We start from the raw sequence: 21,188 nt of genomic DNA on the forward strand, positions 1-21,188 counted from the left end.
TACTAAACTATATATTCAACTTAATACTAAATAATCCTTTTTGCTGTTATGTGTAATAATGACCGGGACGGGATATTTGTCTGAATGTTTTGATATAAATTTATTTACACACTATTTCTATATATTGTAATATATATATAATGTTTAAATTACAACCGGGAGGTGATGAAGCCATGGTAAAAAGCTATGGTGGATTAAAGTTTAAATTCGGAGTTTTGTTTCTCGGCGTAATGCTCGCTTTCTCCGGGACCATGGGTATCTTAATGTACAGCGTCATCAAAAAGGAAACAAGCATCGCGGCCATGGAAAAAGCAAAGAGCGACCTGGCCATGGGGAAAGAATTAATTGATGAATGGTATCCAGGTCCTTGGCATGTTGAAGGAGACAAGCTTTATAAAGGCGACATTCTGATGAACAAAAACTATGCTGTTGTAGACAAAATCGGCCAGTTAACCGGTGACACGGTAACTATTTTTCTGGGCAGCACCCGCATTACCACCAATGTTATAAAAGATGACGGCAGCCGTGCCGTGGGCACCACCGTTTCAGACTTAGTGGCGGAAACGGTTTTAAAAAAGGGTAAAGATTATTACGGCGAAGCCAATGTTGTAGGCAAAATTTACCAAACGGCTTATACACCGATAAGGGACAGCAGCGGCAATATTATCGGTATTTGGTATGTGGGAGCTTCCAAAGAATTTGAAAATGCCATGATCAATTACGCTTTAAAATATATTATTTTCGGTTCCGCCGTTCTTGTGGTTTTGGGCATCCTGGCACTGATTTTCTTTACCAAAAAAATCATCACTACACCAATAGCTTCGCTAATTAACTGTGTAGAACGAATTGAAGCCGGCAGCTTGGATGTACAGATAGATGAAAACACAGGGGATGAGCTGGGCCGGCTGGGTCACGCCTTTAACAGCATGACCGGCAAATTAAAAGAAATAATGACCAAAATGTCGGATTATGCCCACAGCCTGTCCTCCCAGGGGCAGCAGCTGTCCGCCGTCAGCGAAGAGGTTTCCGCTTCCATACAGTCTATATCTTCAACATCTGCCCAATTAGCTGCTTCAGCAGAACAGGAGTCCGCCAGCGCAGGTATGGCACTGCAGGCAGCAGAAAAAGTTAAAGCAGCTGCCGAAAGGATTATGGATAACAGAAAGAATATAGTGACCAAAATTAATAGTATTAAATCCACCGTTAATAAAGGGGCTGAAACTGTAAGAAGTTTGAACAATAAATCAGCAGAGATCGGCCAAATAATTGATACCATCAACAATATTGCAGAACAAACCAACATGTTGGCTTTAAATGCCGCCATTGAAGCTGCCAGGGCGGGAGAACACGGCCGGGGGTTTGCAGTGGTGGCCGATGAGGTTAGAAAACTGGCGGAGCAGTCATCTTCTGCTGCCGGCAGCATTGAAGAAATAATTAAACAAATTCAGCTGGAAACCACACTGGCCGCAGATGCCATGGCCCGGGGAACCATTGAAGTGGAAGAAGGAGTCGAAGCCATTGAAGTGTCCGGCAGGGCAGTGGAAGAAATTTTAGAGCAGGCCCATATCAGCACCGATATGGCCCACAAGATGGCTCAGGTGTCTGAACAAAACAATGCTGGTATTCAAGACCTGGCCCAATCCACCGAGCAGAGCAGCGAGGCTATGCAGCAGGTAGCTTCTGCCGCTCAAAGCCTAACCAAAATTGCCGAAGAGCTGAACACCTTTGTTTCTGAATATGCCATAAATAAATGATTAACGGTACCGCTTTAAAATGTTATTAAATGCAAAAAAACCTTCAGCATGCTGAAGGTTTTTTAATGGAGGCGACGCCCGGATTCGAACCGGGGAATAAAGGATTTGCAGTCCTCCGCCTTAGCCACTTGGCTACGTCGCCAGATTTAGATGGTGCCGGAGATCGGACTTGAACCGATACGGTGATTGCTCACCCCAGGATTTTAAGTCCTGTGCGTCTGCCAATTCCGCCACTCCGGCAGGAAATTTATCAGCCACCAAGCAGTATTTAGTTTAACAAAAATTTTCTCTTTAGTCAAGTAGAATTTTTAGCTAATAAAAGGTTTTGTAAAATCAAAATTATTGACGATTTTTGTCGATAGTGCTAGAATAGTTGCTGTCAGCATTAATAGCCATCCCCCGGCCCCTGCCGGGTATTTTTTTTGTATCTGTTAAGGGGGGATAAAAAAACTACCTTGTATTAGGTAGTTTTTAATGGAGCGGAAGACGGGATTCGAACCCGCGGCCCTCGCCTTGGCAAGGCGATGCTCTACCACTGAGCTACTTCCGCATATTTTTAATGGTGCCACGGGACGGAATCGAACCGCCGACACGAGGATTTTCAGTCCTCTGCTCTACCGACTGAGCTACCGTGGCAAGATGGCGGAGCTGACGGGACTTGAACCCGCGATCTCCGGCTTGACAGGCCGGCATGTTAACCACTACACCACAGCTCCGCTTCACTGCCAGCATCATCGCTGACATACATTAGTATACAAAAAGTAAGATTACTTGTCAATTAGTAATATTTTATTTTTTGCTGCCAAACTGCAGTATTATTTCCCGCACCAGTTTAGCTGCCAGCAGCGCGGTACGTTCCGATTGGTCGTACACCGGGCTTACTTCTACCAAGTCAAAGCCCACCAGATTTAAACCCTTTAGCATATGCACAGCCCTTATTATTTCCCCAGCAGTACAGCCGCCCGGTTCCGGTGTGCCGGTACCCGGTGCATAAGCCGGATCCACAACATCAATATCCAGTGTTACATAAACAGGACGATTTTGCAGTTCTGGCAGCACCCTGCTCAAAGGTTCCAGCAGTTGATCTATGTACATGTGGGTATGCTGCCGAGCAAAGGCAAACTCTTCCCTGGTGCCGGAGCGGATACCAAATTGATACACATTCTCCCCACCGACAAAATCAATGGCCCGGCGTATTACGGTGGCATGGGAATATGTCTCACCCAGGTAGTCTTCCCGCAGGTCGGCATGGGCATCAAAATGCAGCAGCGCCAAACGATCATACCTTTTGGCTGCCTGCTCAACAGCGGGCAGACTTACCAGGTGTTCGCCCCCCATTAAAAGGGGCAGTTTACCGTCATCCATTACCTGACCAATCGTCTCCCCAATTCGTCTTAAGCTTTCGGCAACATGCCCAAAGGGTATGGCAACGTCACCGGCATCAAAATATTTATAATCTGCTAAATCTTTATCCAGGTAAACGCTGTATTCTTCCAAGCCGTAAGATACCGCCCGGATTTGCTGCGGGCCCTGGCGGGTACCGGGACGAAAACTGGTGGTAAAGTCCATGGGGGCACCCAGCAGTACCAGCGAGGCCTCTTGATAATTGGATGTGCTACCCATAAAATCTGTACATTTTTCCACCAGCGGCAGCATATAAAATCTCTCCTTTTAGCTGTAACTTTTTAAACTGCTCAATTAATAATTATTGCTAGTTTGGGCCCCCCAAGGGCCCAAACTTGATTTTTATTTCAGCAGCTCTTGTACAAAGGGCGGCAGTTGGAATGCCGCTTTATGAATTTCCGGAGTGTAATAACGGGTTTCATAACCGGGAAACTTGTCCGCCACAAACTCCAGCGGATCGTGCTTTTTGGAACCCATGGTAAATGTCCACATGCCGCCGGGATAAGAAGGAATAAAGGCCAGCATTACCCGGGTAATGGGAAAGATACTGGATATATCTTTGTGTACTCTCCGAATTAATTCCTGGTTAAACCAGGGAGATTCGGTTTGAGCTACAAAAATTCCGTCTTCAGTTAGCGCTTCATAAATGTTTTGGTAAAATTCCTTGGCAAATAACCCCACCGCCGGGCCAATGGGGTCGGTGGAATCTACACATATTATGTCGTAAGTGTTTTTACGTTCCTGCACGTGTTTTATGCCATCTTCATAACGAACTTCCACCTTTGGATCGTCCAAGGCACAGCTGATTTCCGGCAGGTATTCCCGGGCATTTTCCACCACTCTGGCATCAATCTCTACCAGGGTTGCCTTTTCTATGGTAGGATATTTAATTATTTCTCTAATGGTACCACCATCGCCACCACCGATAACCAGGGCTTGTTTGGGATTACCATGGGTGTTTAAAGCCGGGTGAGTAATCATTTCATGGTAAACAAACTCATCTTTAATCGTGGTTTGAATAATTCCGTCTAAAAACAGCACCCGCCCAAAGGGCAGTGTATCAACCACTGCCAGGTGTTGATAGGGTGTTTGCTCGGTATGCAGGGTACGGGCAGCCTGCAAGCTTAAGCGCATGGTTGGTGTTTGATCTTCAGTGGCCCACAAATCAAAAACATGTTTTTTTTGATCGAACAATTAAATACCTCCTTTAATACCAAAGCGGTACTGCCGCCAGGCAGCAGCCTATCTTTTCTACCTTGTGCTCCACCGCCGTAATTTTCATATCCACCAGCTCCATACCCCTGGTTTCAAAGGCTTCTTTCAGCATGTTCTCAATGGCCCTGCTGGCTTCTTCTCTGGTGCACTTACCTGAGAATTCCATAATCACACCAAAGGTATCTTTAGAAAGCCCCACACCCACCGCAGCAGCAATGGTTTCACCGGGTACATCGCTGATAATATAACCGTAAGCAGTGGGTACCAGGGAACCGGGTGGCAGCACCAAATCTGGATCGTATTCTGCACTGGGGGGCAAAATACTGCTGACACGCAACAGGTTAACATTGCCAATTTTCGCTTTGAGAAGTGCATTGTCAAAGGCAGTTAATTTACTGCGCCCTTCTGCGCTAGCAGCGGTTACAAAATATTTTTTTGGTGTAGGCAGCATTGGAAAAACCCCTCTCTTATACCAATTTTCTATGAAACCACCATCATATTATATCAGATGATGTAAAAAAATAAACTGTTTTTTGTACGGAATAGTTAAAGCTTTAGCGTGGCAATATAATTTATGAAATTTATTTTAAATTACCCATAGAGGAGGTTGTTTATGAGTAAAACTGTAGTAGGTACTTTCCCCAACAGGGAGCAGGCTGAAAGAGCAGTAAATGAACTGCGCCAGCAGGGTTTTGACCAGGAAATTTCTGTAGTGGCAAAGGAAGAGGAACATAGGCAGGATGAAGGGGCTTTAGATAACGGTCAATTCACCGGCGGTGACAGCGTTGGTGACGGTGCTACCACCGGCGGCGCCCTGGGAGCACTGGCCGGTTTGGCAGTGGGTGCCGGGGCACTGGCCATCCCAGGCCTTGGACCACTGCTGGCAGCAGGCCCGTTGGCCGGTATGCTGTCCGGTGCCGCAACCGGCGGCCTGGCAGGGGGACTGATTGACTTCGGCATCCCGGCAGCTGAAAGTAGGGAATACGAAGAAAAGGTTAAACAGGGACACACTTTGGTGGCGGTTCAAACTGACCAAAGCCGGGTAAACCAGGCAGCAGAAACGCTGCGCAGGTATGAAGGTGAAAAGGTAGAGGTGCACGGGTAAGGTTTTATTTAAAGCCGGGAAAAATCCCGGCTTATGTTTTCAGCACCATTGGTAAACGCTCACCGTTTTCTCTTTATCTCATCGTAAATTCTTTTATACACAAGGGCATCTTCCGCCTGGCGGCCGCTGGATTCGCAGATTATTACCGGTTCCATGTTTCTTTCAATTATTAATTCCGCCAGCGGAGTAAAATGGGGGCCAAAATCCGTTTCCAATGTGGTACGATGTTTCTTTTCCCCTCCCTTGGTAAACTCTATGGGGCTAAAATGAATATGCAGGTTTTTCAGAGCTTGTTCTCCTAAAACAGCACTTATTTTATCCAGCACTCCGGCAAAACTTTCTTTATCAGTTAGGCTGCCCTGGGTTACAGCATGTAAATGGCCAAAATCCACACAGGGTACCACATTATCTGCCACTGTACAGAGATCTAAAATTTCATCCAGTGAGCCCATTTGGTTAACTTTACCCATTGTCTCCGGGGCCACTTTTATATGCCCCAGCCCTTCCTCTGCCGCTTCTTTTAACACTTCCGCCAAGGTGGATTTAGCCCGCCGGTAACTTGCTTCCCGGTCTTTTCCCGTGCCGCCGGGGTGCAGCACCACAGTGGTGGCACCCATCCAGAGAGCCGCCCGCAGGGATTTTAATATGTGTCCTTTGGTTTTTTCTTTTATTTGAGGGTCTTCTGTGCTCAGGTTTATATAATACGGCGCATGAATGCTTAAAGTTATATTATTAGCCCGGGCTTCTTCCCCCAGCCGGCGGGCAAAGTCTTCTTTTATTCGTACTCCCCGGGAACACTGGTACTCGTAAGCGGTCAATCCCATTTCCGCCAGCCAGGCCGGCATTTTTAAAGAACTTTTATTCCCCTGTTCATAAAAGGAATCTGAATTTCCGGCTGCACCAAATTTTATAGCCATGTTAAAAACCTCCAAACTGTTATTCTTATATCATAACGTAATAATGGTAAAAATAACAATGTTTTTGTAATATTATCACCGCCGGCAGGTAATAGGTAGAAATTGGAATAATATATATTGTAAAACCTAAAACATCCGGGAGGTTGGCTTATGTTAAAAATAAAATGGCTGCGCCGGTTAGTTTTGCTGCTGGCTTTTCTCTTTTTTATTGCTGCCCTGGAAAAAAACGGTGTTGTTAATACCACCGCGCCGCCGGCTAAAAATACAGCCCAAGACAGCCTGATTATTTTAACAGACCGGCAGTGGATTACCCTGGACCCCGCCATGGCAGCAGACCCGCAATCGGCAAAGATAATTAATAACATCTTTGAAGGGCTGGTTAAATACAAGCCCGGTTCTGTGGAAGTGGAACCAGCCCTGGCCACCGGGTGGCAGGTGGAGCAGGATGGCAGGGTATGGATATTCCACCTGCGCCGCGGGGTTAAATTTCACGACAATACGCCTTTTAATGCCCAAGCTGTAAAGTTTTCTGTGGAGCGGGTTATGGCCGGAAAGGAAATTATGCCCTATTCGGAAATGGTTTTTGGTATGGTGGACAAGGTTGAAGTTTTAAACGATTACACAGTTAAGTTTGTATTAAAGTATCCTTACGCGCCTTTTTTGCAGAATTTAGCCATGCCCTGGGCTGCACCCATGGTCAGCCCCACCGCTGTTAAGAAATTGGGGCTGGATTTCGGCCGCAGCCCGGTGGGCACCGGTCCTTTTCAGCTGCAGAAGTGGCAGGATGAACGGTTGGTGCTGACGGCCAATGAAAACCACTGGAAACAGGCGCCGTTCATTAAAAAAGTACTGTTTCAAGCGGAAGCGGATAACCGGGAAAGGTTAAAAAAACTGGCCACCGGCAGGGTTGATATTGTGGACAACATTTATTTACCAAAGCTTTCTGCCAAGCAGTTAAAAAATACAGTACCGGTACAGCAAACCAGTGCTTCCATCAATTATTTAGGGTTTTATACAGATAAAGCACCATTTAATTCCAGCCGCCTGCGCCGGGCCGTGACCATGGCCGTTAACCGTGAAAAGCTGGTGCAGGAATTATACAACGGTTCCATTCTCCCGGCGGAAAGTTATATTCCTGCAGGCATACCGGGGCACAGTAAAAAACTGACCCAGTATCCCTACAATATTGATGAATGTAAAAAACTGTTGGAGCAAAACGGCTATGCCGGCGGCATGAATTTAACTTTAATTACTTATCAAGGTCCAAGACCTTATAACCCGGCAGGGGGCGAAAAACTGGCCCAGGCCATAAAAAAGCAACTGGCGTTGGCCGGTATTAATGTTAAGATTAAAGTTTATCCCTGGCCGGAGTACAAAAGGGCTTTAAAACGCCGGGAGGGAGATTGTTTTTTATACGGTTGGGTAGGAGATAACGGGGATCCGGACAATTTTTTGTATACTTTATTAACCACACCACAAATTAAACGGGGTTTGAACCCGGCCGGGTATTCCAACCCCCAGGTGGACAGAATGCTGGCCAGCGCCCGTCAGGTTACAGATCCCAAATTGAGGCAGCGCATATATTACCATGCCCAGCAAATCATTTTACAAGACGCACCCTGGATTTTATTTAATTACGGTTATGACAGCGCACTGATCACAAAAAATGTTAAAAACTTCAAGCTCCAGCCCACCGGTGGATACTACCTGTACGGGATATATAAATCCTGATAATTTACCAATAAATGGCGCTTATATACTCTTTCCATTAACACATAATATTGTTAGCTATACCAATCATTTTAAATTTAGGGAGGTAGCAGCATGCAACAACAAATGCAGCAGGTACAGCAGCAGTTGAACAGCCTGCGCCAAAATTTAAACAGTATTTCTCAAATGGCCAGCCAATTGTCTCAAACGGAGCAGAACAACGCCCAGCAGCTTCAGCAGATGGGGCAAATGGAAGGAACCGCCAGCCAAAAGCTGCAGCAAATCAATCAAATATGCCAGCAGGCCAACCAAAGCCTAAGCCAGCTGGCCAGTCAAACCCAACAAATAACCCAGCAGTTAGGACAGCAGCAGCAAGTTGGCCAGCAGCAGCCCTTCGGCCAGTACAACCAACCGGGAACGCAGCAGCAACAGCAGCCTTACAGCCAGTGGAACCAACAGCAATTTAACCAGCAGCAGCCTTACAGTCAGTGGGGACAACAGCAGCAATTCAGCCAGCAGCAACAGCAGCAAAAGCCTTTCAGCCAGTATAATCAACTGGCAGTGCAGCAGCAGCCCTACGGCCAGTGGAACCAACAGCAGCAATTCAATCAGCAGCAACAGCAGCAAAAGCCTTTCAGCCAGTACAATCAACTGGCAGTGCAGCAGCAGCCTTACGGCCAGTGGAGCCAACAGCAGTACGGCCAAATTGGTACCAATCAATTTGGCACCACCGGCTATGGTTTACAATTCGGACAGCAGTATCGACAGTAGCACAAACGGGGCCCCGGCCCCGTTTGCTGTTATTTCAGCACATATCTTCAAAACTGGTATGTATCTGACAATTCACACCCCTTAACAAAATTTTACTGAAAATTTATAATATGGTTAATAACTTTGAACAGATAGTTTACAAGGGGGTGAACACTGTGGCCAAGGCTTTACGTGAGGGAGCAGCATATAATCAAAAGGACATCATTGATTTTTTATCGGAATTTTCTATGTTTAAGGACCGGGTGGAAAAAAAATTTAAGGACGTGGCCAACGAACTGAAAGGCAAAAGTAATGAACACGATTTATGGGTCAGCCTGTATTTAATTGCCACTGATTATGCCGAAGATACAATTAACAAGCGTCAAAAACAGGTACCTGAAAAGGTGCCAAAGGTATCATAACGAAAAAAAACCGGGGTATACTCCGGTTTTTTCAAGGTTCGAAACGGCAATCGGGAAATTGATGCTCATCGTGCATATAACCGCTTGTTTTATTCGTCGTCTTCATAAAAAACAACACCAATCAAACCGGGACCGGTGTGTACTATCATTGACGGGCCGATCTGTCCAAAGGCTGCTAAATCCAGGTTAGGCAGCTGCAGTTTGTCTAATACACTTTTTGCCTCTTCTAAAGCACCGCCGTGCATAACAGCAAATTTCAGCTTTTTGCCTTTAGCATACTCTTTAACAATTTCTACTATCTTATTGAGGGATCGTTTTCTGCCTCTAACTTTGTCATAAGTATAATACTTACCTTCTTCATTAATGGATATAATCGGCTTTACATTTAACATCTCACCAATTGTTCCGGCAACGTAACCGATTCTGCCGCCTTTTCTTAAATATTCCAGGGTTTTGACCACAAAAAACACTTTGATCTTCTTTTGCAATTTACGCACTCTTTCTACCACTTCATCGAAGTCCATTCCTGACTGTACCAGTTTCTTGGCTTCCAGCACTAAAAAACCCATGCCCATGGACAAAGCCTTGGAGTCTATCACTTCTATATTAATAATATCCTTCATCTGCCGGGCAACAGACTTAACCATTTGGTATGTACCACTAAGGCCGCTGGAAATGTGTATGCATATCACATCGGTAAAACCTTCTTGAGCTAGCTTTTCAAACAAACTAATGGCCTCACCGGGTGAAGGCATGGATGTTTTGGGAATTTCCCGCTCAAAATTCTCATATACCTCTTCGGGCTGTATTTCTACCCGGTCAATATACTGCCTGTCTTGGTAGACAATTTTAAGGGGCAGCAGCTTAATTCCATATTTTTCTATTTGTTCTTTTGCAATGTCACAGGTACTGTCAGTAACAATAGCTATTTTAGACATTATATATTCACTCCTTATTAAACAGGGATTACTTCGACATAAAAGTTCTTTTTCCTTTGTCATTTTAATATTTTAAAAATTCATTTAATTATCCCTGCTGCTGACAGTCATTTTTTAGTATTCCGCACGTAATTATATATAATAGTATAATCTGGCAAGGGAGGTTCTGCATGGGTAAGGAAATTACCGTTTCTGTAATTAAAGCAGATGTAGGTGGATACGTGGGACACTCAAGCGTACACCCGGAACTGCTGGCCAAGGCTAAGGCCATGCTTGACGGGCGACCGGAATTAATTGATTATTATGTTACACATGTTGGTGATGACATAAATTTAATCATGACTCACCAACTGGGGTGCAATGCCGGGAAAATCCATCAACTGGCATGGGATACCTTTGTTGCCTGCACCGATGTGGCCCGTAAGCTGAAGCTCTACGGTGCCGGCCAGGATTTATTATCCGACGCGTTTTCCGGCAATATCAAGGGAATGGGACCGGGTGTGGCAGAAATGCAGTTTGAAGAACGAAAGAGTGAACCCATTATCATTTTTATGGCTGATAAAACTGAACCGGGCGCTTGGAATTTACCTTTATACAAGATGTTTGCCGACCCCTTCAATACCATCGGACTGGTTATTGACCCCAACATGCATGACGGGTTTGAATTTGAAGTTAGAGATTTAATAAAAAACCGCGAGGTTACTTTTTCCGCCCCGGAGGATATTTATGACATGCTGGTGCTCATCGGAGCACCGGGACATTACTGCATTAAACGGGTCTTTCATAAAAAAACCGGGGAAATTGCCGCCTCTTCTTCCACCCAGCGTCTTAATTTGATGGCCGGGCGTTACGTGGGCAAGGACGACCCGGTGCTGATAGTACGCTGCCAAAGCGGACTGCCGGCAGTGGGAGAAGTTTTAGAACCCTTCGCCAGCCCCCACATGGTATCCGGTTGGATGCGGGGATCCCACAGCGGGCCATTAATGCCGGTGGGGCTTAAAGATTGTGCACCCACCAGGTTTGACGGTCCGCCCCGGGTGGTGGCCTTAGGTTTTCAATTGGCAGACGGCAAACTGCACGGCCCGCAGGATTTCTTTGCCGATACCGCTTTCGATTTAGCTCGTCAAAAGGCCAACGAACTGGCCAATTATATCCGCCGCCTGGGGCCCTTTGAACCCCACCGCCTGCACCTGGATGAAATGGAATACACCACCATGCCCCAGGTACTGGAAAAGTTAAAAGAAAGGTTTAAAGATTTAAGGTAAATGTTAATTTAAAAACAACAGGGGCCCCCAAAACCCCTGTTGTTTTAGTCTTTTACCTGCAGTTCATTTTTACGGGCATACTTACCAATATCAATACCCCTGGCCTTCAGCCACTGGGCACTGTTACCGGTAATTACAACCGGTACCTGCTGCAGTGCCTGAATACCAGCCGCCCCACACATCATCATTATTCTACGCAAACCGTTGATCAGCTGTTGTATATGATTAACCAAACCCTCACTGCCCTGTTCTATTAAGGTTTGTAAAAAGGGCCTGGAAATACCGGTTAAATCCGCACCCAGAGCGATGGATTTACTAATATCGTAAGAGGTACGCAGCCCTCCCGATGCAACTATTTTCACGGGCAAATTCAGTTCCTTAGCTTCTACTATACTGGTTACAGTAGTAATACCCCAGTCACTGACATCTCCCATAAATTGACGGGAATTTTCCTTACAGCGCTCTTCTTCAATGGTAATAAAATTGGTTCCTCCCCGCCCGCTGATGTCAACTATCCTTACTCCGGCCTGATAAATTTGCTGAACGGTTTCCATAGACATGCCAAAACCCACTTCTTTAACAATTACCGGAATGTCTATCTGCCGCACCAGGGCTGATATATTGGAAGCAATACCGCGAAAGTTCCTGTCCCCTTCGGCCATGGCCAGTTCCTGGGGAACATTTACATGCAGCTGGAGGGCATCTGCTTCTACCATCTCTATTGCCCTTTGGGCTTCATCCACTGTGCAGTGGGCACTTAAATTGGCTATCACCACGCCACCGGGATTTTCTTTTCTTACCACTTGAAAGGTATCAATGACACCGGTATTTTCCAAAGCAGCCTTTTGAGAACCCAGGGCTATAGCCACTCCCGTTTCTCTGGCCGCCCTGGCCAAGTTTTTATTTATTTCTTTCACCGCGGGGTGCCCGCCGGTCATAGCGTTAATCACCAACGGGGCTGCAAGTCTTTTCCCCAGGAATATACACGAAGTGTCAATTTCATCCCAGTTAACTTCCGGTATAGATTTGTGCAGCAGGTGCACATCCTTAAACCCCGCCTCTGCCAGGTCGGGTTTGTTAAGGGCGTTTTTAATATGGTCAATTTTGCGGGACTGTCTCAAACGGCGAACCCCTTTCTTTAATCTGCAACTATTTTATCTTTTCCGCACTATAATAACAAGTCTTTGTCATTTCAAAAATAATTTACCTTTCTTATAATAAGGGTTATTTTCCGGTGGGATACCTTCATATAACTTAGGTAAAGAACCGGTAAGGGCATTTTACAAACAAAACGAAAGGAGGAAATTAATGAGAAAACACAAAACCATTACCATCAGCTTACCCACAGAGATGGTTGATTATCTGGATCAACGAATTGCCGAAATTAACCGGAACACCTTTGAAGAAACCAACCGCAGCAAATACATACGTTTTTTAATTCGCAAAGATATGAGTTCCAGCACTTTGATTAAAAGCAGCAAAACCGTTTCCAGCCCGGCAGAAAATCCGTCCCAGGAAATGGAGTATTACCATTCCCTGCTGGAATTGGGAGGTTATAAAAGGTAAGCCTGACATATAAAACCTGAGCATTAATTATATATTTTCAGTATAAACCGCTGCCCGCCAACATATATCTTTACTAGACAGACGGGGGGTGATAAATGGGGAAAGTCACAGCTGTTCGGTTGCATTATATAATATCCGTTAAAAGATATTGTAAATTGTAAATAAAAGAATTCCAGGACAAATTTTTAAAGGCCGTTTCCTCCCACGAAGCGGCCTTCTATTTCATTAATTTTATTAATATCTCCCGGGCATACCGCAGGGCCTCTTCCCTGGTTTTTACCACCCCGTCAATTTGGGCCCCGGTAATTTCATCCAGCAGCTGACCGATTTTTTTAGACGGGCGCAAACCCAAGTACTGTTTTAAATCACTGCCGTCCACCAGCTTGGGCGGGTTTACGTATTTTTCCCGCTGATTAATTACTAAATTAAACATCTTTATAATGTAATCCCGGTAGGCTTTTAAACCATTAAAATTACCGGTGGAAGCATAGGTGCTGCTGACATCTGCCAGCGACAGCAAGAGACAGTGGTATATGTAACCATCCAGTTTTTTAAACAAACGATATCGGGCTGCCCCGGTAACCTTGGATTGGTTAAATAACTCCAACGGCCGCATATGATTTTCCACCAGTAAAGTCAAAACCCGCTTTTCTATATTGCTCAACCGCACCCGGTCAGCAAAGGAGGCCGCGTAACGAACTCCCTCTTTTTCGTGCCGGTAGAAGATTATTCTGCCGCCCTGCCGGGTAGAAGCAGCTGTTTTGCCCACATCGTGTAAAAGGCAGGCCAGCTTTAGAATTACCCAGTGGGACCGGTTTGCTGCCAAGCTCCGGTTTAATTTATTTTCTATTTCCTCCAGTATATCTTTAGGCAGCTGCCCCTGGTTAATTATTTTTTCTAAGTAATGCAGTGTTTTTAAACTGTGCTCCCACACATTATCCCGGTGATAACAATTTTGTGCCGTATTTTTCATTTCTGCAACCCGGGGAAATAGGACGCTCCATAAATTCACCTTATCATCAGCCAGTTTAATATATTGGCAGCTGTTTTTGTTCTCCAGTATTTTACTTAACTCTTCCAGTATTCTTTCGCCGCTCACCTGCCGCAGCTTATCCACACTGCCGGCCATGGCACTTAACGTAAGATCATCTATTTTAAAATTCAGCCGGGCAGCTAAACGAAAGGCTCTTAAAACACGCAGGGGATCATCTGAAAATGCTTTTTCAGCGGTCATTTTAATATTTTTTTGCCGTATATCTGCCCTGCCGTTTAAGGGATCTATAATCTGCATTGGGGTTATTGTTTTGTTAACCGGTATGGCCATTGCATTGATAGTAAAGTCCCGGCGGGCAGCGTCTTCTTCAATGGTTTTACCCTTCAGGGCTGTAAAGTCTATTTGAACAACTTTTCTGTTTTTAACCACTACCCTGGCTGCCTTGTTCTTTTCATCCAGCAGTATGTATCTGCCCCCCAAAGCACCGGCTGCAGAACGGGCTACCTCCAAAACATTTTTATTGACGGCTATGTCAATATCATCACTGGTTTTTCCCAGCAGCATATCCCGGACAAAGCCCCCCACAACATAACCGGTGGCTTGATACGCGTCCAGTGCGTTTTGTAAAATAGCCATTAAATTTTTCACCACAGTTCCCCCAAATTAATGTTATTACTAGGCAGGTGTTTCTCTTTTATTACCAATCACCGCCATAACCAGCAGTACCATGGGTAATACCCACTCAAAGGAAGCTCCCAAATAAGCAAGGTTTACAGCAAAGGTCGCTGTTTCCAGATTACTTTTCGGTATTAAAGCCACGGCTATCACTATCACTGCCAGGGGCGGTAAAAAATATCTATAATCCCGCAGTTTGAATAATTTTTCCAATGTATAGCAGGCCATAAAAATACTGGAAGATATAACACTAAAAGCACTGGCTACCCAAAAGGCCATATACGGCGCATCAACCGGTACTGCCACTACGCGAATTAAGAAAATAACAGGCCAGTTCATCCGGGCAACTTCCTCGGAACTGAAAACTAAAATAGCCAATACAGTCACAATTGTATAAACTATTGTAACAGATACCAGTGCATAAATCCCAGCCAGCACTCCCCCTTTTGGGTTCTGCAGGTGCGGGTAAGCAAAGGCAAAGATAATAAACCCGGCAAAGGAAGATTGAATGTTCAATAATCCTTCCACCCAGGAAATCGTTCCCCTCTCCCACAGGGGTAATAAATTTCCCCAGTCCACCTGCGGTAAAATCACCAGCATTACAGGGAAAAAAATTAACATCTTAATCACAAATAAAATTAAGTTAACCCGGGCCAGCACTTCCAAACCATGATATACCGCATAAACAGAAATCAATACCATTACTCCCATCAATACCAGTGGAGGGGTGCTGGTATAAACGGTGGTATTGCCCGCATTTGCTACTCCCCTGGCTACAAGGCTGGCCAACAAGGTAAAATAAATTATCAACAGAACTGCTATTATAGTACCGGTAAAGCCCCCCAACACCTTTTTAGTTAAATCAATAAAATTAACGTTGGGAAAACGCCGGCATACCAGCGCTAAAAATAAAATTTGAATTACACTGTAAAGACCAACTGCCACCACCACCAACCACCCCCCCGGCCCGCCAATACCGGCAGCCACCTGGGGTAGGGAAAGAATCCCGTTGGCAATAACACTGCTGGCTACTAACGTTATTAATTGAACCCGGGAAATTCGCATCATTGACGTTTAAACCCTCCTAAATATTAGTCATTTCCCGCATTCAAACAGAATACTACTAAATAATTAAGCCCTGCGAAAAAAATCCACAGGGCTGTACACATTCAGGCAGAGTTTTATCTTTGATGTCATCTAGTTATTGTCTTTAAATTTTCTGCAGAGGCATATAACTCCTCAGAAGAGGCAGCAATTTGCTCTGCCACCGCCGCCTGGGAATTGGCCAATTCTCTCACCTGCTCCGATTCTTTTGTCAGTTGAACTATCAGCTGATTCAACTCCGCTTGTATTGCGGCCACATTCCGGCGGTAATCTTCTACATTTTTAAGCTTCTCGCTGGTATCCTCAGACAGCTTGCCCACTTCTTCCGCTACCACGGCAAACCCCCTACCGGCTTCACCTGCCCGGGCTGCTTCAATTTGAGCATTAAAACTGAGCAGCTTGGTCTGCCCGGTAATTTCCGAAATACTGTTGGTAATTTCTGTGAAATAATCAAAGATTTTTATTATCGAAGCCAGTTTATTCCGCAATTGTTTTATTTCTTCTGCTTGACTTTCCACGTAATTAAGCAGTTTAGTACTCATTTCGGCATTACTTTGATTACCTGTGGCTATTTCATCAATAACAGTTATTAAGGACTCGGTATTCTCCAGCAGCACTTTATTTGTTTTCTCGGCCTCATCGCGCATTTTTTGTGCCCATTCTTTTTGATAGATAATGCAGCCCCCCGGGGTGTTTTCACCGTTGTACACCGCCATCGCCCGTTCCCGGCAGGTTCTGTACCCACAGGCCCTGCAGTTCAGTTCATCCTCTTTGGTAAACTTACCGTCCTGCTCCAATATCGCTTTAATTTCACTTTCAGAGGGGATTTTTTTATGACAAAGTCTGTTCTCCCATGTTCTGGTAAATTTATTGCTGCTGATCAGTTCTTCCACCGTCTGCACCCACTTTTGAAACTCCGGGGCCTGCACAGTATTCTTGACCAGTACCTTATAATCTTTATACTTTCTAAGCAAGCCCTGCCGCTGGGCCTTTTCAAAACGTTTTTGGGTGTAGCCGGCTACAATACCTTTGGCTTCTAACAGGTCACATTCAACCCCCATGGCTTTACCTACAATACACCCCTCGCAGTACAAAATATCAATCAGGGTAGGATAGCCCTTTAAACTCCCGGCTTTTTTTCGCCCGGCCATATGGTTTAAAAACTCAATAGTTCTGCTTTCACCTTCTATAATTAAAACATCACTGCCAATGGGATTTATCTGCAGGGCATCGGAAAACAACTCCAGTGTCTTTGTCAGGCCGCCGGAAATAGGGAAACCGGCACCGTAAAAGGCCTGTATACCGTCAAATTCTGTTTCGTTTAAAACAGCGGGTGTAATTTTCCTCTCATCTATCAGTTCTATTAATTCTTCAAAGGTTAACACTTCATCAAAGAGCCCCAGCTTTTCATCCAACAATTCTGATTTTTTGGCAACACAGGGGCTGGCACCAACAATACTAATACTGCCTTGGTTCCAATGCCTGGCCAGCACTGCCTGGGCTGCCATGGGGCTTAATATTGGTGCAAATTCATCAATTAGTTCCGGTGTATGTTTTTCAATATAGTTCATCAATGACGGGCATGGGCTGGTAATTACATGGGTATTTTCTTTTCCTTTTGTTTTTATCTGCTTATCAATATAGTCCAAGTAAACCTTGGTAACCACATCGGCTCCAAAAGCAGATTCGTACACCAGTTTAAATCCCAATTTTTTCAGTGCAGCACAAAACTGTTCCGGGGTACAGTGATATTTTTTCTCCGCCACTATCACATATGAAGGGGCCAGAACAATGGCACAGCGGTCTCTTTTTAAAAGCTGCTTAACATTTTCAACACCTTTGATATATTTTTTAGCTCCTTTTGAACAAACAGTTGTACACAGACCGCAGTTAATACAGCTTTCTTTAATAACTTCCCCTACACCATTATTAAAGGCAATGGATTTGGTTTCACACACCTGCAAACAGGCAGAACATTCCTTACATTTTTCTTTTTCTGTATAGACAATACCATCAATCACTAAAAACCCCGTCCTCCCCCATTGAAATTCAAAATTTTGAGTTATTTTAGTCATTTTAAAATTAAACACCAATCTCCAAATTCCTACAAAGTTTCTATAAAAACTTTTTATTCCTACTATTATACCCTGCTATTCACGGGTTATATAAATTTAAAAGCCCACCGGGTTTCACTTACCAGTGTCCGCGGCGGGCTGCAACCCTACTTATACTCGCTATTAATTTGAAACCGAGCAGCCATTTGCTGCAGTTCATTTGTCCACTGGGTTAACGTTTCTACCGCAGAAGCAATTTCCTGCATGGCCGCGGTGGATTCTTCTGTTATTCCGGTAGCATTTTGAACGGCAGCGGAAACCTGCTTGGTTCCCGAGGCAATTTCTTCAATTTCATCTGCCAGTATTTTAACTTTGTCAATTATCTGTTCAAATGATTGGGCTGTATTATTCACTATTTCTACACCTGATTGCACTTTGTTTACAGTTTCTCTCATCACCTCCCCGGCTTTATTACTTTCTGCTTGAACACTGCTCAGCAGTTCCTGAATCTCTGTGGTAGATTTGGAAGACATTTCAGCCAGTTTTCTAACTTCCTCCGCCACCACTGCAAAGCCTTTACCGTGTTCCCCCGCCCTGGCCGCTTCAATGGCAGCATTCAAGGCCAATAAATTTGTTTGGTCTGCAATTTGAGTGATACTGGAAACAATCTCACCGATTTTAGCGGTGGTTTTATTTAACCCTTGTATTACAGCGGCAGTGTTGTAGGTTGACCGGCTGATATCGTTCATCTGCTCATGCACTACAGCCATATTTTGCTGGCCCTTTTCAGCTTCACCAACCGTTTCATCTGCCGATTCCTTTATCGTTTGACTGTTTTGTGCCACCTGTTCCATGGTGGTGGCCACTTCCGTCATAATAGACGAAATTTCACTGGCATTGGCAGAAGTCTCCTCGGTGTTGGCAGAAAGCTCTTCCGCAAAAGCCGATAAATTATTGGACTTTTCATTAATACTAAAGGCCATTTCTTCCAGGTTGGCTTTCATTTTATTCAATGCACTGCTGAGAACACCTATTTCGTCCTTTGAGCTGTTATTCAGCCGTTCTACAGTTAAATTCCCCTGGGCGATCTCTTCAGCAAATTCAGTTGCTGCCTGTACCTGGCCGGCAATTTTTCTGCTAAAGATAACAGAAATAACAACAGCCACAAGAATGGCAATAACCACAACCGTGATGGAAGTCAACCAAAAACGTTCTTTTATCTTCTGAAGGGATGATATATCCTCCTCAATACCCAGCATGCCGATAACTTTTTCACCGGTGGCATTTTTTAAAGGAATGTAAACCTTCATATAATTCTGTTCCACAGTCCGGACAGTTTCTCCGTTAGATACCCGCTGATAAATGGACTTATCTTCCAAGGACCGACCGATTTTATCTTTATTTTCTTCGCTGGAAGTACTGATAAGCACATCCCGGTTGTATAAAGCCACGCCAGCGGAAACAGACTCTTCAATTTCATTTAAAAAGCGGCTGTCAAGCCCCAATTGAAAAGTACCGATAACCCTTCCCTCTGATTTAACGGGTACCAAAGCCCGCATCGCCAGGCCGCTGCTGCCGAACTCCAAACCTGCAGCCTCTTTCCCCTGTAGGGATGCCCGGATAGAATCATTGCTGCTCTTGTCATCACCGAACTTGCCGGGGTTGTGGGCCCTAAAAAATACTACCCCTTTTTTATCCCCAAATTCAAAAACATCTACCTGGTGTTCTCTTTTTAACCGCTCATAAATTGGTTTGGCCTTTTCCGCTAACAAAGCCCGGTCATTATTTTTAAATGCTGATGTCAGTTCTTGTTCTTGAACGTACCACCGGGCCAAATTCAGCAATTCATTCGATTTTTCTTCCAATTGACGGTTAGCAGCTGAAACAGCCCTTTCCAGCTGGGCATTAAGTTCCCGTTCTAACCCGGACTCGGCCTTTTGGTACAGGATAGAAAAAATTATTATCGATGGAATAGCTGACATTAATACCATTAAAAACAGGAGTTTATACTTTAGTGATAATCTGTTGTAAGCCATCTATGCAACCCCCAATAATTATTTTGAATTAAAACTATTTTTCTTGAATTGAAGTTATTCTCCGTTTAGCTAATAAATCCTCTTTCGGTTAACAGTTCTTATGATGGTAATTGCTGCTAATTGTAAATACTGGAATAGTGTTTCAATCCTCACCGGGGTGGTTACCCCGGTGCTACCGGCCCGCTTCCACCAGATGAAACCACAGACACTTTGTTTCAATCCTCTATTGTATTTATCTGTATCAAAGTGGGCTTCGGTATCCAAGCAGTCAGCATCCACCAGCGCAGAAAACAGCATGCGTAAAAATAATTCCAATGAAGTGTAAGATTTCTTGATGTGTTCCGGCAAATTCAGCTTGTATGCAGGCTTTATATTAGGGATATTTTCGCATACCAGCTGCAGCAATTTTTTAACTGCACTGTCATCTTTCTTTTTATTAATTAAGTCTACCAGTTCATATCGATCTGGCAGACCACCGTGCTGGGCAATTATTGGAAAAGACAATATTTCTAGAAACGGCAGAGAAAATACCGCCCCGGCACTTTTACCCCAAATGATTGTGCAAACTGCAATGTAAGTTCAGCCACTGCTATTAAGCGGTCCAATAGCGAGTGTCTTTTCCCTGACTATTTTCTGAATGCGCTATATATTCAATAGTTATCACCTCACTATATCTATTTTTAACATTATAACAAAAGCTGAAGACAACAGGTTGTCTGAATGCATAATTAAAATCTTTAATATTAAAATCAGAGCATTGTTTAACAAGGTTAGATTAAATAAGTTGTTAAAATCATTAACCCCCGTCCTCTCTCATATGATATAGTCTAGTAAAGCGGAAAGGCGTAATTTTTTTATGGACATTTTATATCTAATGATCAAACTATTTATATAGGCTGTCGCACTAACAATTTCGATTATTCCAGGCATAATTGTTGGTTATTTGGGCGAACTTTAAGCAACCTTGCAGAAGATTTTTGCTGTCTTTCCTTGTAGGTTTATGATTGGGAAGTTAACTGTACTGATTGTTTTGGTTATGGAAGGATACAGTGATGGAGAGAAAAATACACCAAAAGAAGCAGTTACAGGAAAGAAACTGCTAACGTTGAAAGAAAAACTGATATTGATAAAGAAAGTATGAAATTGGAAGAATAGAATGTAAAAAGTTTTGTGTAAATGGTAATAATTACAAATAAAGGAGATGACCATTTATGCAAAACTTGCAGGACAAAACCATAAGAGAACTGACCAAGGATTGCCGTACCGTAGACGACGTACA

18 protein-coding genes and 5 tRNA genes are annotated in these 21,188 nt (G+C 44.2%); 7 read left to right on the forward strand and 16 right to left on the reverse strand.

Features of this window, described 5'->3' with window-relative positions:
- Positions 1 to 173: 173 nt before the first annotated feature.
- Positions 174 to 1,754: a methyl-accepting chemotaxis protein gene (locus JOC37_RS10195; protein ID WP_204618599.1), complete on the forward strand. Its 1,581-nt coding sequence runs from the start codon at positions 174 to 176 to the stop codon at positions 1,752 to 1,754.
- A gap of 66 nt (positions 1,755 to 1,820) precedes the next feature.
- On the opposite strand, the gene JOC37_RS10200 is transcribed toward JOC37_RS10195, so the two are convergent.
- From JOC37_RS10200 to JOC37_RS10235, 8 genes are all read right to left on the reverse strand, one after another.
- Positions 1,821 to 1,896 (reverse strand) — tRNA-Cys (locus JOC37_RS10200).
- A gap of 9 nt (positions 1,897 to 1,905) precedes the next feature.
- Positions 1,906 to 1,994, reverse strand: a tRNA-Leu gene (locus JOC37_RS10205).
- A 235-nt stretch (positions 1,995 to 2,229) separates the two neighbouring features.
- A tRNA-Gly gene (locus JOC37_RS10210) sits at positions 2,230 to 2,304 on the reverse strand.
- A gap of 10 nt (positions 2,305 to 2,314) precedes the next feature.
- A tRNA-Phe gene (locus tag JOC37_RS10215) sits at positions 2,315 to 2,390 on the reverse strand.
- 4 nt (positions 2,391 to 2,394) lie between these two features.
- Positions 2,395 to 2,470, reverse strand: a tRNA-Asp gene (locus tag JOC37_RS10220).
- A gap of 73 nt (positions 2,471 to 2,543) precedes the next feature.
- Entirely contained in the window at positions 2,544 to 3,410 is an 867-nt protein-coding gene (gene speB, locus JOC37_RS10225) for an agmatinase (RefSeq protein WP_204618601.1), read from the reverse strand.
- A 90-nt stretch (positions 3,411 to 3,500) separates the two neighbouring features.
- Positions 3,501 to 4,352, reverse strand: a complete 852-nt coding sequence (gene speE, locus JOC37_RS10230) for a polyamine aminopropyltransferase (RefSeq protein ID WP_274380955.1) — start codon at positions 4,350 to 4,352, stop codon at positions 3,501 to 3,503.
- 13 nt (positions 4,353 to 4,365) lie between these two features.
- Positions 4,366 to 4,824 (reverse strand): pyruvoyl-dependent arginine decarboxylase, encoded by a 459-nt coding sequence (locus tag JOC37_RS10235; RefSeq protein ID WP_204618603.1) that lies wholly within the window; start codon positions 4,822 to 4,824, stop codon positions 4,366 to 4,368.
- A gap of 162 nt (positions 4,825 to 4,986) precedes the next feature.
- On the opposite strand from JOC37_RS10235, the gene JOC37_RS10240 reads away from it, so the two are divergent.
- Complete coding sequence (locus JOC37_RS10240; RefSeq protein ID WP_204618605.1) at positions 4,987 to 5,478, forward strand: general stress protein; 492 nt, start codon at positions 4,987 to 4,989, stop codon at positions 5,476 to 5,478.
- Between the two features lie 59 nt (positions 5,479 to 5,537).
- Here the strand turns inward: JOC37_RS10240 and JOC37_RS10245 are convergent, their stop codons facing one another.
- Positions 5,538 to 6,395 carry a TIM barrel protein gene (locus JOC37_RS10245; protein WP_204618607.1) on the reverse strand — a complete coding sequence of 286 codons (858 nt, stop codon included), beginning with the start codon at positions 6,393 to 6,395 and terminating at the stop codon, positions 5,538 to 5,540.
- Between the two features lie 150 nt (positions 6,396 to 6,545).
- On the opposite strand from JOC37_RS10245, the gene JOC37_RS10250 reads away from it, so the two are divergent.
- The 3 genes from JOC37_RS10250 to JOC37_RS10260 all read left to right on the forward strand — a co-directional run bounded on the left by JOC37_RS10250 (position 6,546) and on the right by JOC37_RS10260 (position 9,277).
- Positions 6,546 to 8,126: an ABC transporter substrate-binding protein gene (locus JOC37_RS10250; RefSeq protein WP_204618609.1), complete on the forward strand. Its 1,581-nt coding sequence runs from the start codon at positions 6,546 to 6,548 to the stop codon at positions 8,124 to 8,126.
- Positions 8,127 to 8,219: 93 nt separating this feature from the next.
- A complete protein-coding gene (locus JOC37_RS10255) occupies positions 8,220 to 8,876 on the forward strand; it encodes a hypothetical protein (RefSeq protein WP_204618611.1) in 657 nt (218 codons plus the stop codon).
- 155 nt (positions 8,877 to 9,031) lie between these two features.
- Positions 9,032 to 9,277, forward strand: a complete 246-nt coding sequence (locus tag JOC37_RS10260) for a hypothetical protein (protein WP_204618613.1) — start codon at positions 9,032 to 9,034, stop codon at positions 9,275 to 9,277.
- 89 nt (positions 9,278 to 9,366) lie between these two features.
- Here the strand turns inward: JOC37_RS10260 and JOC37_RS10265 are convergent, their stop codons facing one another.
- Positions 9,367 to 10,215 carry a DegV family protein gene (locus JOC37_RS10265; RefSeq protein ID WP_204618615.1) on the reverse strand — a complete coding sequence of 283 codons (849 nt, stop codon included), beginning with the start codon at positions 10,213 to 10,215 and terminating at the stop codon, positions 9,367 to 9,369.
- 170 nt (positions 10,216 to 10,385) lie between these two features.
- Between JOC37_RS10265 and fbp the strand changes: the two genes are divergently transcribed.
- Positions 10,386 to 11,480, forward strand: coding sequence for a fructose-1,6-bisphosphate aldolase/phosphatase (gene fbp, locus JOC37_RS10270; RefSeq protein WP_204618617.1), 1,095 nt, complete (start codon positions 10,386 to 10,388; stop codon positions 11,478 to 11,480).
- Between the two features lie 44 nt (positions 11,481 to 11,524).
- On the opposite strand, the gene fni is transcribed toward fbp, so the two are convergent.
- Positions 11,525 to 12,601 carry a type 2 isopentenyl-diphosphate Delta-isomerase gene (gene fni / locus JOC37_RS10275; RefSeq protein WP_204618619.1) on the reverse strand — a complete coding sequence of 359 codons (1,077 nt, stop codon included), beginning with the start codon at positions 12,599 to 12,601 and terminating at the stop codon, positions 11,525 to 11,527.
- A gap of 187 nt (positions 12,602 to 12,788) precedes the next feature.
- On the opposite strand from fni, the gene JOC37_RS10280 reads away from it, so the two are divergent.
- A complete protein-coding gene (locus tag JOC37_RS10280) occupies positions 12,789 to 13,046 on the forward strand; it encodes a ribbon-helix-helix domain-containing protein (RefSeq protein ID WP_204618620.1) in 258 nt (85 codons plus the stop codon).
- 217 nt (positions 13,047 to 13,263) lie between these two features.
- Here JOC37_RS10280 and JOC37_RS10285 read toward each other — a convergent pair whose 3' ends face one another.
- The 5 genes from JOC37_RS10285 to JOC37_RS10305 all read right to left on the reverse strand — a co-directional run bounded on the left by JOC37_RS10285 (position 13,264) and on the right by JOC37_RS10305 (position 20,413).
- The gene (locus JOC37_RS10285) at positions 13,264 to 14,688 is read right to left on the reverse strand and encodes a tRNA nucleotidyltransferase/poly(A) polymerase-related protein (protein WP_204618622.1); all 1,425 of its coding nucleotides are present in this window, start codon (positions 14,686 to 14,688) and stop codon (positions 13,264 to 13,266) included.
- A 27-nt stretch (positions 14,689 to 14,715) separates the two neighbouring features.
- A complete protein-coding gene (locus JOC37_RS10290; RefSeq protein ID WP_204618624.1) occupies positions 14,716 to 15,783 on the reverse strand; it encodes a GerAB/ArcD/ProY family transporter in 1,068 nt (355 codons plus the stop codon).
- 125 nt (positions 15,784 to 15,908) lie between these two features.
- Positions 15,909 to 17,840, reverse strand: a complete 1,932-nt coding sequence (locus JOC37_RS10295; RefSeq protein ID WP_204618626.1) for a [Fe-Fe] hydrogenase large subunit C-terminal domain-containing protein — start codon at positions 17,838 to 17,840, stop codon at positions 15,909 to 15,911.
- Between the two features lie 200 nt (positions 17,841 to 18,040).
- On the reverse strand, positions 18,041 to 19,909 hold the full coding sequence (locus tag JOC37_RS10300) for a methyl-accepting chemotaxis protein (RefSeq protein WP_204618628.1): 1,869 nt from the start codon (positions 19,907 to 19,909) through the stop codon (positions 18,041 to 18,043).
- Between the two features lie 69 nt (positions 19,910 to 19,978).
- Positions 19,979 to 20,413 carry an HD domain-containing protein gene (locus JOC37_RS10305; RefSeq protein ID WP_204618630.1) on the reverse strand — a complete coding sequence of 145 codons (435 nt, stop codon included), beginning with the start codon at positions 20,411 to 20,413 and terminating at the stop codon, positions 19,979 to 19,981.
- Positions 20,414 to 21,188 lie beyond the last annotated feature (775 nt).

Source organism: Desulforadius tongensis, from assembly GCF_016907915.1.
Taxonomy (GTDB): Bacteria; Bacillota; Desulfotomaculia; order Desulfotomaculales; family Desulfohalotomaculaceae; genus Desulforadius; species Desulforadius tongensis.